Here is a 14,402-nt window from a genome sequence, read left to right as displayed (position 1 = left end):
CTCCGGTGACATCACGGCGATCCGACCCCGACGACTGGTACGAGTACGACCACGACGAGGCCCCGGTACTCCCGTCCGACGAGGTCGTCGACGCCGACATCCGCATCGTCGACGGCGTTGCCGCCGCGTTGGCATGCAATGTCCGCGTGCGCGGCCGTCGGCTGGAGGTGCTGGTCCAGAACCAGGTGGTCATCCTCCTCGGCGAGGTGGATTCGGAGGAGGCGCGGCTGGCCGCCGGCATCGTGGCCTGGGCAGTGCCGGAAGTCTACGACGTCTGCAACGGGCTGAACGTCGCACCGGAATCGTGAAGGGTGCGGGCCGTCGGCGGATACCTCAGTGCGCGGACACATCGGTCATGGAATCGACACATGGCCGTGTGCATCCCGCCGCACCGACTTCGTAGCTTCGACGGTGCGAATGCGATGTGTTTGCCCGAGGGGATGTCCATGATGCGACAGTGGATCCCGGTTATGTCGACTTGTGCTCTCCTGGCGAGGGTAAGGCTCCGGCGAGCGGAAGCCCCCCTTTCGTCGCCTGACGGCAAGAGGCATCAAGTTGTGGACACGACCGCACGGCGGAAAGTCGCCCTTCTGCTAGCCGCGTCCGCGTTCGCCGCCGGCTGCAGCACCTTGCCCGCGCAGGCCGAAAGGGACGAGAGCTTCGGGCCCGAGTGGGGCACAGCGCAGCGGCACGGATCGGGCGCCGCCGACGACACGCCCGCGGACCTCACCGCGTCCACTGTCGAGGAGCACGAGACGTACGACCGGTTGGTCCTTTCCTTCCGTGGGGCGCGCCCCGGCTATACCGTTCGCTACAGCGACGCCACCACGCTGCTGGTCACGCTCCGGGACGTGCGCGACGGCAGAGGGGGCACCGAAACGCCGCGGTTGCGGGCTGTCGACGAGGTCCGCCGGGCGCCGTCCGCGGCCGGCATGTCCCGGACGTCGATGATCCTTTCCGAGGCGGACCTGCCGTTCCGGGTCGGGCTCGATGTCGGCGTTTTCTATGTCGATGTGGCCCACCCGGGCGCCGCACCATCGTGAACGGGAAGTGCGCGGCAACTGTCGAACCCGCGAACGTCGTCGGACTTTACAGCGGAGCGTCATGAGACTGTCACCGAAGCGAGCGCGTAGCTCCATCGCCAGCGGGTAGGCATGAAACGAGCTCAGCCGGTTGAAGGACGGTGAACAAGCAGTGGAGGCCGAACGCCACAACCCGAAGTTCGACGAAATAGTCACCCACCTGGTCACCGAAGACCCCTCCTTCGGTGCGGCGACTCGCACCCCTCTCGCCTGGAACAGGGCGGCCAGGGTGGCGATCATCGCCGCGGCAGCGGTTCTGTGGGCGGGACTGTCCGTCCTGATGGTCGTCTGGGGCTGGCGCGGCGCGCTGGTCGCCGTTCCGGTCGTTGTCGCCGGCGTCGTGATCGCAGTCCACCTCACCCGTGGTGCCGGCACCAAGGCTCAGACGGCGGACATCGAGCCCCCGGCACGCGACGAAGCATCTTGACGCGGCCGATCTGCGCGGCCTTTTTCCACAGTCGTTTCGGGGTCTGAGGAGCGAGGTAGCGTGGCGGCTTGCCGATGGCACTGCCGGGGCAGATAACACCTGTGCAGATCTCTGATGTCATTTTCGCCGTTGTTGGTGTCGGCGCGTTGCTGGCCGGGATTCTGCCGCGAGTGCTCGAACGGCGTCCGCTGTCGATGCCGATCATCTTCGTCGGTCTGGGCCTGCTCGTCTTCGGCCTGCCGATCGGCCTGCCCGCCGCTGACCCGCTGGCCCATCCGAAGGTCACCGAGCACCTGACCGAGGTCGGCGTGATCGTCGCGTTGATGGGCGCCGGGCTGAAGATCGATCGGCCGCTGAGCCGGAAGGGCTGGGCGTCGACCTGGCGGCTGCTCGCGATCGCCATGCCGGTGACCATCGCCGCGATGACGTTTCTCGGCTGGTGGTGGGTGGGTCTGGTGCCGGCGACCGCGCTGCTGCTCGGTGCGGCGCTCGCGCCGACCGATCCGGTGCTGGCCTCGGACGTGCAGGTGGGGGAGCCGACCGACGAGGAGGATTCCGAGGACGAGGTGCGGTTCGCGCTCACCTCGGAGGCCGGGCTCAACGACGGATTGGCCTTTCCTTTCGTGTACGCGGCGATCGCGATGGCCGGCACCGCCGGGCTCGGCTGGCTCGGCGAGTGGGCGTGGCAGGACCTGATCTACAAGATCGTCGTCGGCGTGATCGGTGGTCTGGTTGTCGGCAAGTTGCTGGGCAAGCTGTTCTTCCGGGCCCGCATGGAGGCGTTGCGGCTGTCCCGGCATTCGGAGGGCTTCCTCGCTTTGGCCGCGACCTTTCTGGCGTACGGGGTGGTGGAGGTTGCCCAGGGCTACGGCTTCCTCGCCGTGTTCGTGGCGGCGCGCGCGATCCGGGCGGCCGAGCGCTCACACGACTATCACCAGGTTTTGCACGATTTCGCCGAGCAGACCGAGCGGTTGCTGACTGTGTTGTTGCTGTTGCTGTTCGGTGGTGCGGTCGTGGGCGGCCTGCTGGAGCCGCTGACCTGGCCGGCGGCGCTCGCCGGCCTGGTGCTGATCTTCGTCGTACGCCCGGTGTCGGGTTTCCTGTCGTTGCGCGGGGCGCCGGGCCGCCGCGCGGAGCATTGGGTGATCGCGGCGTTCGGCATCCGCGGCATCGGCTCGTTCTACTACCTGTCCTACGCGCTGACCCAGGCCGAGTTCCCCGGCGCCGACCTGGTCTGGGCGATGATCGGATTCGTCGTGCTGGTGTCCGTGGTCATGCACGGGGTGGCGGCCACCCCGGTGATGCGCCGGCTTGACCGCGCCAACGAGCGCTCCCTGTCCAGCTCCGTTCAGAAGAATCGCCAATAGAGGTACGGGACGGCGAGCGCGACCGATATGACGGTGACGATCAGGCCGTAGCGGGTGAATTCCCAGAACGTGATCTTGTGGCCGGCGCGTTCGGCGATGCCGAGGACGACGACGTTGGCCGACGCCCCGACGGCGGTGGCGTTGCCGCCCAGGTCGGCGCCGATGGCCAGGGCCCACCAGAGCACCTGGGCGTGCTCGAGACCGCCGTTGGCCTCGACGAGGTCGGCGACGATGAGGCTGATCGTGGCGACGTACGGAATGTTGTCGACGATCGCGGAGAGCGCGGCGGAGGCCCAGAGCAGCAGCAGGGTGGCGGGCCAGAGCCGGTCGGCGGTGGCTTCGGTGGCGGCGCGGGCGAGGTTCTCGATGACCCCGGTGGTGACCAGGCCACCGACCATGACGAACAGGCCGGCGAAGAACACCAGGGTGGGCCATTCGACGTCGACCGCCACCTCTTTCGCGTCGAGGCGGGACAGGGCGAGCAGCAGCAACCCGCCAAGCAGAGCGATCACGGACGGTTCGAGGGCGAGGACGGTGTGCAGGGTGAACGCGACGAGCACGACGCCGAGCACCGACAGGCTCAGCACCACCAAGCGGGGATCACGGATCGCGTCGCGTTCGCGGAGCGCCATGATCTGCGCGGCGCGTTCGGCGTCGTAGCGGAACGCCCGGCGGAACATGATGCGGCACAGGACGACGAGCACGACCAGGACGACGGCGACGAACGGGGCCATGACGTTCAGGAAGTCGTTGAAGGTCAGTCCGGACCGGCTGGCGATGATGATGTTGGGCGGGTCACCGACCAGGGTGGCGGCGCCGCCGATGTTGGAGGCGAGCACCTCGGCGATCAGGAACGGCACCGGGGGCACGCCGAGCCGCTCGCACACCAGCAGGGTGACCGGGGCGACGAGCAGGACCGTGGTGACGTTGTCCAGGCCGGCCGAGACGACCGCGGTGACCACCAGCAGGATGACCATGATCGGGAAGGGGCGGCCGCGGGCCTTCTTGGCCGCCCAGATCGCGACGAACTCGAACAACCCGGTGCGGCGCAGGACCGACACGATGAGCATCATCCCCAGCAGCAGGAAGATGACGTTCCAGTCGATGCCGGCGTCCTCGGGAAGAACGCGTGCTCGGCGTCGGTCGCGCCGATCGCCAGCATCAGCGAGGCACCACCGAGGGCGACGGTCACCCGGCTGAACTTCTCGGTGGCGATGAATACGTAGGCGGTCACGAAGATCGCCACGGCCGCCCAAGACACGACGCCCAAGACACGACGCTCAAGCGCCACTCCCTGCCTTCATCTCTGCTTTTCCGGGGGCTCAGGCGGCGTTCCGGCCGGGCGGCCGGTCGTCCTCGTAGACGTCCGGCACGCCGTCGTCGTCCTCGTCGGCCGACTCCTGTTCGTGAATGCGGCGGTAGTGGCGGTTGCGGGCGCGCAGCACAACCGTCGCCAGCAGCGCGGCCAGCAGGGAGCCGGCCAGCACCCCGATCTTGGCGTATCCGTCGCCGGCCGACCCGAGGCCGTACGCGAGCTCACCGATCAGCAGTGAGACGGTGAAGCCGATGCCACCCAGCAGAGCGACGCCGAGGACGTCCCACCAGCTGAGCCCCTCGGCCATCTGGGCGCGGGTGAAGCGCTGAACGAGATAGGCCGAACCGGTGATGCCGATCGCCTTGCCCAGCACGAGGGCGGCGACGATGGCCAGCGCGATGGTGTTGGTGAGGCCGGCTCCGAGTCCGCCGGCGTCGGCGACCGTGACACCGGCGGCGAAGAAGGCGAACACCGGTACCGCGAAGCCGGCCGACAGGGGACGCCATCGGTGTTCCATTTGCTCGGCGAGTCCGTGGCCGCCGTCGCGGCTGCGCACCGGGACGGTGAAGGCGAGCAGTACGCCGGCGACGGTCGCGTGGATGCCTGATTCGTGCACGAGCGCCCAGGCCACGACGGCCAGCGGCAGCAGTAGCCACCAGCGGGTGATGCGCCGCTGCACCAGGAATCCGAAGACCGCGATCGCTACCAGCGCCACGGCGAGCGGCACCCATTGCAGCGAGGACGAGTAGAAGACCGCGATGATCGTGATGGCGAGCAGGTCGTCGACGACGGCGAGGGTGAGCAGGAAGGTTCGCAGCGCGCTGGGCAGGTGGGTGCCGATGATGGCCAGCACGGCCAACGCGAAGGCGATGTCAGTGGCGGTGGGGATCGCCCATCCCGCCAGCGCGTCTCCGCCGGCCCGCATCGCGACAATCGCGAAGATCAGCGCGGGCAGCGCCATGCCGCCGACCGCGGCCGCGACGGGGAGCGCCGCCCGCTTCACCTCCCGCAGGTCGCCGGCCACGAACTCGCGTTTGAGTTCCAGCCCGGCGATGAAGAAGAAGATCGCCAGCAGGCCGTCCGCCGCCCACACCGCCAAGGACAGGTCCAGGTGCAGGGCGCCAGGTCCGACCCGCAGCTCGGAGAACCGGTGGTACAGATCAGACCACGGGGAGTTGGCCCAGATCAGCGCAGCGACCGCGGCGACCAGCAGCAGGATCCCGCCGACGGTTTCCATCCGGAGGATCTCGGCGGCGCGGCGGGCCTCGGCCCAGCTTCCGCGGGCGAATATGTGTAGCGGGTTGGATGGCGGTGTAGCCACGGGCAAGCTCCTTGGCAGGGTCGCTGACGGAATCGCCGACCAGACTTCCCGGCACACCTGACTGCGACGATAGTGGAACCCACGGACATACGCCTTGGTCATGTCCGATCCAAGGAGGTGCGTTGCCCCGCCATCCCGTCGAACCGCGCAGCGTGGTCGTGTTGCGTGAGTGCGGTGCGGGGCCAGCGTGGTCATCGTCACCGGCTGGGCCGTCATGGTGCTGACACCGGAGCCGGTAAGGCGCGCCTTGCTGATCGCCCTCACGGTGGGCGTGGTGTCGGCGCTGTGCTCGGACTGGATGGCGAAGATCGCCGTGACCGTGTTCGCTACGCTCGCGTTCGTGCTGTACGTGGGGCACGCCGCCGAGACGCCGAGACCATGGGAGTTCATGCCGCTGTTCGGGTTCGCGGCGCTGATCGGGGCCGGATATCGCCGGTTGGCGCAGGAGAGCCGGGTCGAGCGGGAGTGAGGTGGGCGCGTGGCGTTGCCGATGACATAGGCTGGCCTGGTCAACAGGGGAGGCTGGTGTGTGAGCCGCTGACGTCGCGGTGCCGATGATCACCGTCACCGAGGACATGCCCGCCCGGGAGGCCGCGCGGGTGCTGGCCGGTCAGGACCTGCCCGGCTTGATCGTGGTCGACGGCAAGGGGCGGCCGGTCACCGTGCTCGTCGGCACCCAGGTGCTGCGGATGGCGATGCCGTCGTACTGCCTGGACGACCCGGCCCTGGCACGAGTGATCGACGAGGCCGCCGCCGACGTCATCCTGAAAGGCATCGGCGATCGCACGGTCGCCGACCTGCTGCCCCGCGACCGCCGGGAACTGCCCGCCGTGAGCCCGCGAGCGACCCTGCTGGAAGTTGCCGCAGTGATGGCGCGGTCGGCAACGCCGCTGGTCGCGGTCGTCGACGAGCACAGGGTGATGACCGGCGCGATCACCCTCGACGGCCTGCTCGACCGCATTCTGTTGACCTGACCGCGGGTGGGCCGGGCGTCAACGCCGGACTCTGGCGAGTATCACGGCGGCCGCGTCCACTCCGGCGAAAAGGATGACGAGTGTGCCGACGAGGATGCTGTTCCACGCATAGGACATCAAGTGAGCCACGCCCCAGGCGAAGGGTGCGGCGACCAGCCAACCGCCGAGCGTCACGATCACCAGACTCAGCGGCGCGGTACGGCGGGGCGCGAGCACGCGGAGCGCCCCGAGGGCGGTCACGGCCAGGCCAGTCGCCGCGCCGTTCCAGCCCGCATAGGCGGGCAGGCCCTCGACGACCAGCGGCGTCAACATGGTCCACAGCCCGGCCAGGGCGACGAAGGCACTGGGCGTGCAAATCAGATCGGTGGTGAGCCGGCGTCTCGTGCCGGGCTCGGGATGAGCCGTCAGAAGCTTCCACATGGCCGATCGGTCCCGGTGGGTGGACCCTGGGTGTACCGGCTCGTCCTCCCAACGGGCGACCAAGCTGTCGAACGGGTCCGGTCGCAGGTCTTCCGTCACGGCCGGGACATCGGCGGAGCGGGCGAGCGTGAGCCGATTGCAGATGTCGGTCACTCCCGGCGTCGAACGGGCGAGGTCCGCGGCGATGACCCTGGCATGGAGGGAGGTGACGGTACCGAACAGGTTCACGACGCGGTTCTGCACCTCGACGCTGATGTCCTCTCCGTCGAGCCGGGAATCCTGGATGATCCGCTCCATCACCTGGCGGGCCAGCCGCAGGTCGGGACCAGACGTCGGCAGTCCTCGCCGACCAGGCCACGCGTCGTCGAAGGGAATGGGCCACACGATCTCACTCCGTCTTGGTCGCTGAGGGCTCCTCGGTCGCCTTGATCCTGGCCGCCGTTGTTGGCGGCTGTGCCGCGACGATGTGACGCCTTCATGACGGGCGCGAACGCGTAAAGGCGAACCGCTAGGGTGAATGCTGGTGCGCCGGGAAGTCTGGTCGGCAGTCGTTGGATCGATCCTGTGAACCGGAGTGCCCGTGCTACTGCTGACCTTCGCTGCTGTCCTGCTCCTCGGTGTGCTGGTGTCCGCCCTGGCGAAGCGGACCATCCTGTCGACCGCCGTGCTGTTTCTCGCGGCCGGCTTCCTGCTCGGCCCCGGTGTCACCGACGTGCTCGAGGTGAGCGCCGACTCGTCGATCGTGAGCACGCTCGCCGAGCTGGCGCTGTTCGCCGTTCTGTTCACCGACGGTATGCGGGTCGGCTGGGCAGACCTGCGTTCCGCCTGGCGGCTGCCCGGCCGGGCGCTGGGCTGGGGCCTTCCGCTCACCCTGCTGGTCACCGCCGGGCTCGCCCATTTCGTCGTGGGGCTGGGCTGGGCGGAGTCGCTGCTCATCGGAGCGATCCTCGCCCCGACCGACCCGGTCTTCGCCTCCGCGCTGGTCGGTAACGACAAGGTTCCGGCCCGGCTGCGTCATCTCCTCAACGTCGAGTCCGGCGTGAACGACGGCCTCGCCCTGCCGTTCGTCATCGTGTTCCTCGCCGTGGCGGCCGGCTCTGACGATCTTCATCTGGGGGAACTCGGGCTTGAGGTGTCGCTCGGCATCGTCGTCGGCGTGCTGATCCCCGTCGTCGCGATCTTGCTCGAACGCAGTCGCTTCTTCTCCGCCTCACCGGCCTACGAGCCGCTCAACGGCCTGGCGATCGGGCTGCTCGTGCTCGCGGTCGCGCAGGTCACGCACGCCAACCTGTTCCTGGCCGCGTTCTCGGCGGGAATCACGGTGGCCACCTTCGGCCCCCGGCAGCGGGCCGCCTTCGAGCACTTCGGTGAGAACATCGCCGAGCTGTTCAAACTCGCGGCCCTGCTGGTCTTCGGGGCGTTGATCTCGCCGCAGTTCCTCCGGGAGATTTCGTGGCAGGGTTGGATCTTCGCCGTACTCGCGATTTTCCTGGCTCGGCCGCTGGCGCTGTGGTTGTCGTTCCTGCGATCGGGTTTCGATCTTCGGGAACAAGCCGCGGCGATGTGGTTCGGCCCGAAAGGCTTCGCCTCCGTGGTGTACGGACTCCTGGTGCTCGAGTCCGGCATCATCGCGGCGGACGAGATCTTTCATCTGGTCGCGCTCACCATCGTGCTGTCGATCCTGCTTCATTCATCGACCGACGTGGTGGTTGCCCGGGCCTTCGACGACCAGGCGGAGACGCCGGCATGGCACGGGGTTCTCCGCCGCGGGCGCCGAGGCGCCCGACGTTGAGAGCCGGCCGTCCTCGTTCATGACGACCGGCGATTTCATCGAGCTCAGTATCCGACGTCGCGGCGGCGCAGCCCGAGGTAGCCGGTGGTGAGCAAGACCAGGGTGGCTGCGCCGAGGAGGAGCAGCGGGGTGGTGGTGAGCGTTTCCAGCGGAACTTGCGGGGTGTGGGCGAAGGGGGACGCGCTCTGTGTCCATCCGGGCAGACCGAACGAGTCGGCGAAGAGGGTGACGACGGCGCAGTAGGCGACTGCGATCCAGGCGACCACGGACGCGGACCGGGGGAGCCAGCCGACGGCCAGCACCGCGACGGCCAGGATCAGCCAGACGGCGGGCAGGTAGGCGAGGGCGACCCCGATGAGCCGGGGCACCTCACCGAGGTCGGAGATCGTCAGCGCGTACGCGAGGCCTTCCCCGCCGCCGATGGCCAGCAGCGTGAGGGCGGTGCCGGTCAGGGCGACGCTGAGATGTCCGGCCAGCCAGCTGAGGCGGCTGGTCGCGGTGGCGAGGACAGGTTCGGCTCGGCCGGATGTCTCTTCGGCGCGCACCCGCAGCACGCTGGTGACCCCGTAGGCGGCCGCGATCAGCGCCGACACGCTCACGGTGAGGGCCCAGATAGGCGTCGATGATGCGTTGCGCGCCGCCCGGCAGGAGATCGGCGATCTGAGGGTTGTCGGCGACGTATTGCTCGATGGTGTTGCCGATCGACCCGTAGGCCGCGCCGAGCAGGGCCAGCCCAGCCACCCAGCCGATAAGCGCGCCGCGTTGCAGGCGCCAGGCGAGCCCGAAGGGGTTGCCGAGCGCACGGGAGGCCACGGGACGTCCAGGACGTGACGGGATGAGCCCGAGGCCGAAGTCGCGGCGGTCCAGCAGCACCATAGCGAGGGCGGCCAGCAGGACGGTCGCGGCCAACGGGACCAGCAGAGGCCACCAGCGGTCCCCGGCGTACGGGTAGGTGCGTTGTCCCCACCCGATCGGGGAGAGCCACGACAGGACGTCGTTGCCGGTGTCGCCGGCGGCGCGTAACGCGTATGCGGCGCCGAGCACGGATGCGACAGCGCCGTAAACGGCACGGATGTTCTCGAAGATCTGCGCGGCGACCGCGGTGAGGGCCGCGAAGGTGAACCCGACAGCGGCGACGGCGGCGCCGAGCAGCACCGAACCGTCGAGCGGCAGACCGGTGCCGGCGGCCACCGCGAAGACCAGTGTGCCGGCGGTGAGGTCGGCCAGGCCGGCCAGCGCGAGCGCGGCAGCCAGCGGGGCGCGGCGGCCCACCCGCGCGGAGCGGAGCAGTTCGGCGCGGCCGGTCTCCTCGTCGGCGCGGGTCTGCCGGCCGACGAGGAACATGTTCATCAGCGCGACCACGATGGCCAGGAACGCGAAGATCTCGAAGACGATCTCCCCACCGATGGACTCGAGCAGCTGCGGGGGCCCGCTCATCGCGATCACGGCGGTGTTCGCGCCGATGGTCTGCCGCAGATTGACGAGGTCCTCCGCGGTGCCGTAAAGGTTCTGGCTCTGGGTGGACTGGACGAGCAGGAGCAGCGTCACACCCAGCAGCCACCACGGCAAGGTCGCCCGTTCGCGGCGCAGCATGAAACTCAACAGGATCGGTGTGCGATCGGGTGGGGATTCTGCGGGCCGGCCGGCTCGTCGAGGTCGCGGCGATCACCGAGCTGCGGTCGCTGCACCGGTCAGAGGTGACGATCTCCTACACCGGCGGCGCACCCGATCTGGGTGCGGTTCCAGGTGTCGAGGGGGTCGAGCCGGTCGGTGATGGCCGATTGCGGTTCACTCTGACCGGGTCGCCCGCGCCGGCCCTGCGAGCCCTGGCCGGTGCCGGCGTGGAGGTCACCGCCCTGGCTGTGCGGGAGCCGAGCCTGGAGGAGATCTTCCTGGACTACTACGGGTCGGCGTCGTCCCGGTGAGCGCCGGCACGCTGGCAACCGGGCGGGCGGTGTCGTGGCTGGCGATCCGGCAGGTCCGGCGGGGCGGTGTCGCCGTGGCAGTCCTCGCCGGCGGCATGACCGCGTTGGTGGCCGCGACCTACGGTCATGTGATGTCGGATCCGGCCGCGGCCGGCAGCTTGGCCGCGCTGGCCGCGAACCCGGCCGTCCGCACGCTGTTCGGTGCACCGGTCGGCCTGGACACCGCCGGCGGATTCACGGTGTGGCGGGTCGGAACCGTCACCGCCGTGCTTCTGGCGGTCTGGTCGATCCTCGCGACGACGAGGATCACCCGGGGTGAGGAGGAGGCGGGCCGGTGGGAGCTGATGCTGGCCGGCCGCGTCCCGTTGCGGGCCGCCCTGGTCCGGCACGTCGTCGCGGTGATGCTCGTGGCGGCGATCACCGGAGCCGGCGTGACGATTGCGCTGCTGCTTTGCGGAACCGGGACGGCCGGAGCGGTGGTTCATGGCGCCGGCACGGCGTTGCTCGGGATGTTCTTCGTGGCCGTCGCGACGCTCACCGCCCAGGTCTTCCCGGCACGGTCCGCTGCGACCGGCGCCGCCCTGGCCGTGCTGGGCGCGGGCCTGCTGGCCCGGATGGTCGGTGACGGTGTCAGCGCACTCGGGCTGGCTGCACTGGCTTTCACCGTTCGGCCTGCTCACGCTCAGCGGCCCGTACATCGAAGATCGCGCTCTGCCGTTGGTGGCGCTGGCGGCGGCGGCGGTCGTTGTCGTGGTGGCGGTCTCGCTGGTCGCGGCCGGCCGCCGCGATGCCCGCGACGGTCTGGTCGCGCCGCCGCCCGGGCGCCGTCCACGGTTGCGCTTGCTGACAAGCGTCGAGACCTTCGCCGTACGCCGTGTGCTGAGGCCGCTGACCGGCTGGACCATCGGGCTCGGCGCCTATTATCTGCTGATCGGGCTGACGGCGGTGTCGGTGACCGGGTTCCTGCGCGAAAACCCGGCGCTTGCCGGTGCGGCGGACGAGGCCGGATTCGCCGGGCTGGGCAGCATCGCCGGGTTCGTCGCGACGCTGTTCGCCATCCTCGCCCTGCCTGTGGCCGGGTTCGCCACCGTCCGGATCGGCGCCTTCCTCGCCGCCGAGACGGACGGGCGTTTGACCCTGCTGTCGAGCCGGCCGACGAGCCGCACCCGGCTGATCGGTGCGGAGATCGCCGTGACCGGCGGCGCGGCAGCCCTGCTCGTCACCGGCGCGGGCCTTCTCACCTGGGCCGGGGTCACGGCCACGGGCGGCGAATTGCCCGTGCGTGCGGCGCTGCGCGGTGCCGGTAACGTTCTGCCGATCGTGCTGCTCAGCCTGGGCGCGGCGGTGTTCGCCGCCGGGTGGGCGCCGCGCTGGGCGGGCCTCGCCGGCGGCCTGCCGGCCACTGGAGGGTTTCTGCTGCTCGTCATCGCCGAGACCATCGGCGCGCCGGGGTGGGTGCGCGCCGCCTCGCCGTTCGCCCACCTCGCGCCGGTGCCCCTCCAGAAGGCTGACCTGGTGGCATCCGCGGTGATGCTCGGCACGGCCGTGGCGTTGACGGCCGGGGGCCTCGCCGGATACCAGCGCCGGGATCAGCGGTCGTGACGCTGCTTACGGCCGGCTTGCGGTGGTTCCGGCGCGTTGATGCCATACGCTGATTTCGGTGTCCCGGGAAGCCTGGTCGGCGTCTGTCCGCCGACCCCGGAAGAGTCCGCATGCCAGTCAAGCAGAGGTCCCGACGCCTGCCGATGCGAACAGTCCTGAGCCGGTGATGACGCTGAGTGTGGCCGCGGTGGTGCGCCGCATCTCCGAGGGCGGGCAACTTCCCCGCACCGACCGCACCCTGCGCCTCGATCGGCGTATCCGGACGGTGCTGGCCACCGAGACCCGTGGTGCCGCGGTTCTGCTGGCCGCGACCATACTGGCGCTGATCTGGGCGAACGTGCCCGGTGCCGGCTACGAGACGGTGTGGCGCACCGAGTTCACCGTGGGGTTCGGCGGCGCGGCGATCACCGAGGACCTGCGGCACTGGGTCAACGACGGCCTGATGGTGTTCTTCTTCCTGCTCGCGGGCATGGAGATCCGCCGCGAGTTCAGCTTCGGCGACCTGCGCGACCGCCGTGCCGCGCTGGTGCCGATCGTGGCGGCCGTCGGCGGCATGGTCGTGCCCGCGGTCATCTTCGCCACCGTCACCGCTGGCACGTCCGCGCAGTCGGCGTGGGGCATGGCGATGGCCACCGACATCGCGTTCGCGCTCGGCGTGCTGGCCCTGGTCGGGCCACGCTGCCCGGCCAACGTCCGGGTCTTCCTGCTCACCCTCGCGGTGGTCGACGACATCGGCGCGATCCTGGTGATCGCCGTCGTCTACACCGACGCCGTGCACCTGCTCCCGCTGCTGATCGCCGCAGCCCTGCTCGGCGTCGCGCTGACTCTGCGCGCCGCCGGGGTGTGGCGGGCCACGCCGTACCTGGTCGTCGGGATTGCCCTGTGGGTTGCCACCTACGAGTCCGGGCTCCATCCGACCATCGTCGGCGTGGCGTTCGGGCTGCTCACCCCGGCGTTCCTGGCACGTACCGCCGACCTTGACCGGCTCGACCGGATCCTGCGTAAGCTGCGGCGTGAGCCCGGTCCGGAGGCGGCCCGCACGCTGGCCATTGCGGCGCAGGGTGCGGTGTCGGCGAATGACCGGCTGCAGTATCTGCTACGCCCGTGGACCAGCTTCGTCATCGTCCCGCTCTTCGCCCTGGCCAACGCCGGCGTCCCGCTCAGCCCGGAACTGCTGTCCCGCGCGGTGACCTCCCCGGTGACACTCGGTGTCTTCGCCGGTCTGGTGGCGGGCAAGACGCTGGGCATCTGGGGCGCGTCGGCGTTCATGGTGCGCACCGGGCTCGGCCGCCTGCCCGCCGGGGTCGCCCTGCCCCAGGTGCTGTCCGTCGGAGCTGTAGCAGGCATTGGCTTCACGGTGTCGCTGTTCGTCGCCGAGCTGGCATTGACCGACGAGCAGACCCGTAACGAGGCCAAGGTCGGCATCCTGGCCGCGGCGGTGGCGGCGACCGGGCTGGGCTGGCTGTTGTTCCACCTGCCGGGCCGGCGTACGAGCAGCGGCGAGACGACCGTGCTGGTGCCCGCGGCCGAAGCGCCCGACGAACACGTGCAGGGGCCACCCGGCGCGAAGGTGGAGCTGGTTCAGTTCGGCGACTACGAATGCCCGTTCTGCCGCGACGCCGCCCCGGCCCTGGCTGAGCTGCTCGCCCGCAACCCGCAGAGCATCCGCTACGTCTGGCGCAACCTGCCCATCGAAGAGGCCCACCCGTACGCCCGGCGCGCCGCCGAAGCCGCCGAGGCCGCCGCCGTTCAGGGCAGGTTCTGGCCGATGCACGAACGCCTGATCACCGCCGACGCTCTCGACGACGAGGCGCTGACCGAGCTGGCCCGTCAGGCCGGGCTCGACGTGCCCCGCTTCGTCACCGACCTGAACACCGCCGCGGTAGCCGCCCGGGTCGACGAGGACATCCTCAGCGCCCGCGACAGCGGCGCCGAGGGCACCCCCACGTTCTTCCTCAACAGCACCCGCCTCGACGGCACCCTCGACGAGGTCATCACCGCCGTCGAGCAGGCCGCCCGCACGACGACAGCCCATGCCGGCTCGTCCGGCGCACTAGACCTGGACTTCGCACATGGTGTTGGACTGCCGTTATAGCCAGCGGGGTCGGGTGGGGTCGACTTTGAGGTGGGTGAGGAGTTGGGCTTGGAGCCATCCGGGGGTGGGGATTTTGGGTGGT

The 14,402-nt window shown here is 69.9% G+C and carries 16 protein-coding genes and 1 pseudogene; 10 read left to right on the top strand and 7 right to left on the bottom strand.

Annotation, left to right across the window (positions count from 1 at the left end; translation table 11 throughout):
- Nucleotides 1-5 precede the first annotated feature (5 nt).
- The 4 genes from EER30_RS47750 (at nucleotide 6) to EER30_RS43825 (ending at nucleotide 2,876) form a co-directional block, all read left to right on the top strand.
- Entirely contained in the window at nucleotides 6-308 is a 303-nt protein-coding gene (locus tag EER30_RS47750) for a BON domain-containing protein (protein WP_164842738.1), read from the top strand.
- A 249-nt stretch (nucleotides 309-557) separates the two neighbouring features.
- Nucleotides 558-1,043, top strand: coding sequence for a hypothetical protein (locus tag EER30_RS43835; RefSeq protein WP_127508321.1), 486 nt, complete (start codon nucleotides 558-560; stop codon nucleotides 1,041-1,043).
- A gap of 151 nt (nucleotides 1,044-1,194) precedes the next feature.
- Nucleotides 1,195-1,509 carry a DUF3040 domain-containing protein gene (locus EER30_RS43830; RefSeq protein WP_164842737.1) on the top strand — a complete coding sequence of 105 codons (315 nt, stop codon included), beginning with the start codon at nucleotides 1,195-1,197 and terminating at the stop codon, nucleotides 1,507-1,509.
- Between the two features lie 101 nt (nucleotides 1,510-1,610).
- Nucleotides 1,611-2,876 carry a cation:proton antiporter gene (locus EER30_RS43825; RefSeq protein WP_127508315.1) on the top strand — a complete coding sequence of 422 codons (1,266 nt, stop codon included), beginning with the start codon at nucleotides 1,611-1,613 and terminating at the stop codon, nucleotides 2,874-2,876.
- Here the strand turns inward: EER30_RS43825 and EER30_RS43820 are convergent.
- The 3 genes from EER30_RS43820 to nhaA (EER30_RS43815) are packed head-to-tail and all read right to left on the bottom strand — an operon-like array spanning nucleotide 2,858 to nucleotide 5,518.
- Nucleotides 2,858-3,949: an ArsB/NhaD family transporter gene (locus tag EER30_RS43820; RefSeq protein ID WP_240670700.1), complete on the bottom strand. Its 1,092-nt coding sequence runs from the start codon at nucleotides 3,947-3,949 to the stop codon at nucleotides 2,858-2,860. The two genes, EER30_RS43825 and EER30_RS43820, sit on opposite strands and share 19 nt — an antisense overlap.
- Entirely contained in the window at nucleotides 3,946-4,146 is a 201-nt protein-coding gene (locus EER30_RS49195; RefSeq protein ID WP_240670699.1) for a hypothetical protein, read from the bottom strand. Before EER30_RS49195 ends, EER30_RS43820 begins: the two co-directional genes overlap by 4 nt.
- Before the next feature lie 52 nt (nucleotides 4,147-4,198).
- The gene (gene nhaA, locus EER30_RS43815; RefSeq protein WP_432417603.1) at nucleotides 4,199-5,518 is read right to left on the bottom strand and encodes a Na+/H+ antiporter NhaA; all 1,320 of its coding nucleotides are present in this window, start codon (nucleotides 5,516-5,518) and stop codon (nucleotides 4,199-4,201) included.
- Between the two features lie 181 nt (nucleotides 5,519-5,699).
- Between nhaA (EER30_RS43815) and EER30_RS43810 the strand changes: the two genes are divergently transcribed.
- Together EER30_RS43810 and EER30_RS43805 are read left to right on the top strand one after the other, a co-directional pair.
- Nucleotides 5,700-5,981, top strand: a complete 282-nt coding sequence (locus EER30_RS43810; RefSeq protein ID WP_127508308.1) for a hypothetical protein — start codon at nucleotides 5,700-5,702, stop codon at nucleotides 5,979-5,981.
- Nucleotides 5,982-6,066: 85 nt separating this feature from the next.
- Complete coding sequence (locus EER30_RS43805; RefSeq protein WP_164842736.1) at nucleotides 6,067-6,486, top strand: CBS domain-containing protein; 420 nt, start codon at nucleotides 6,067-6,069, stop codon at nucleotides 6,484-6,486.
- A gap of 18 nt (nucleotides 6,487-6,504) precedes the next feature.
- Here EER30_RS43805 and EER30_RS43800 read toward each other — a convergent pair whose 3' ends face one another.
- Nucleotides 6,505-7,557, bottom strand: coding sequence for an SPW repeat domain-containing protein (locus tag EER30_RS43800; protein ID WP_127508305.1), 1,053 nt, complete (start codon nucleotides 7,555-7,557; stop codon nucleotides 6,505-6,507).
- On the opposite strand from EER30_RS43800, the gene EER30_RS43795 reads away from it, so the two are divergent.
- Nucleotides 7,487-8,698, top strand: coding sequence for a cation:proton antiporter (locus EER30_RS43795; protein ID WP_205650687.1), 1,212 nt, complete (start codon nucleotides 7,487-7,489; stop codon nucleotides 8,696-8,698). The genes EER30_RS43800 and EER30_RS43795 overlap by 71 nt on opposite strands.
- Before the next feature lie 44 nt (nucleotides 8,699-8,742).
- Here EER30_RS43795 and EER30_RS50270 read toward each other — a convergent pair whose 3' ends face one another.
- Complete coding sequence (locus EER30_RS50270; RefSeq protein ID WP_489884467.1) at nucleotides 8,743-9,252, bottom strand: hypothetical protein; 510 nt, start codon at nucleotides 9,250-9,252, stop codon at nucleotides 8,743-8,745.
- Nucleotides 9,253-9,373: 121 nt separating this feature from the next.
- A pseudogene (locus EER30_RS43790) lies at nucleotides 9,374-10,291 on the bottom strand (ABC transporter permease); the annotation flags it as partial.
- A 29-nt stretch (nucleotides 10,292-10,320) separates the two neighbouring features.
- Here EER30_RS43790 and EER30_RS43785 point away from each other — a divergent pair.
- Nucleotides 10,321-10,623: an ATP-binding protein DrrA1-3 family domain-containing protein gene (locus EER30_RS43785; protein ID WP_240670697.1), complete on the top strand. Its 303-nt coding sequence runs from the start codon at nucleotides 10,321-10,323 to the stop codon at nucleotides 10,621-10,623.
- A 124-nt stretch (nucleotides 10,624-10,747) separates the two neighbouring features.
- On the opposite strand, the gene EER30_RS43780 is transcribed toward EER30_RS43785, so the two are convergent.
- Nucleotides 10,748-11,044 carry a hypothetical protein gene (locus EER30_RS43780; RefSeq protein WP_127508299.1) on the bottom strand — a complete coding sequence of 99 codons (297 nt, stop codon included), beginning with the start codon at nucleotides 11,042-11,044 and terminating at the stop codon, nucleotides 10,748-10,750.
- Nucleotides 11,045-11,244: 200 nt separating this feature from the next.
- Here EER30_RS43780 and EER30_RS43775 point away from each other — a divergent pair, with 200 nt between their 5' ends.
- Together EER30_RS43775 and nhaA (EER30_RS43770) are read left to right on the top strand one after the other, a co-directional pair.
- Nucleotides 11,245-12,225 (top strand): hypothetical protein, encoded by a 981-nt coding sequence (locus EER30_RS43775; protein WP_127508297.1) that lies wholly within the window; start codon nucleotides 11,245-11,247, stop codon nucleotides 12,223-12,225.
- 166 nt (nucleotides 12,226-12,391) lie between these two features.
- Entirely contained in the window at nucleotides 12,392-14,320 is a 1,929-nt protein-coding gene (gene nhaA, locus EER30_RS43770) for a Na+/H+ antiporter NhaA (RefSeq protein WP_127508295.1), read from the top strand.
- The last annotated feature ends 82 nt before the right edge of the window (nucleotides 14,321-14,402 follow it).

Origin of the sequence: Actinoplanes solisilvae (assembly GCF_003999975.1) — a bacterium.
Lineage (GTDB): Bacteria > Actinomycetota > Actinomycetes > Mycobacteriales > Micromonosporaceae > Actinoplanes > Actinoplanes solisilvae.
This window is presented reverse-complemented; position numbering and strand designations above follow the sequence as displayed.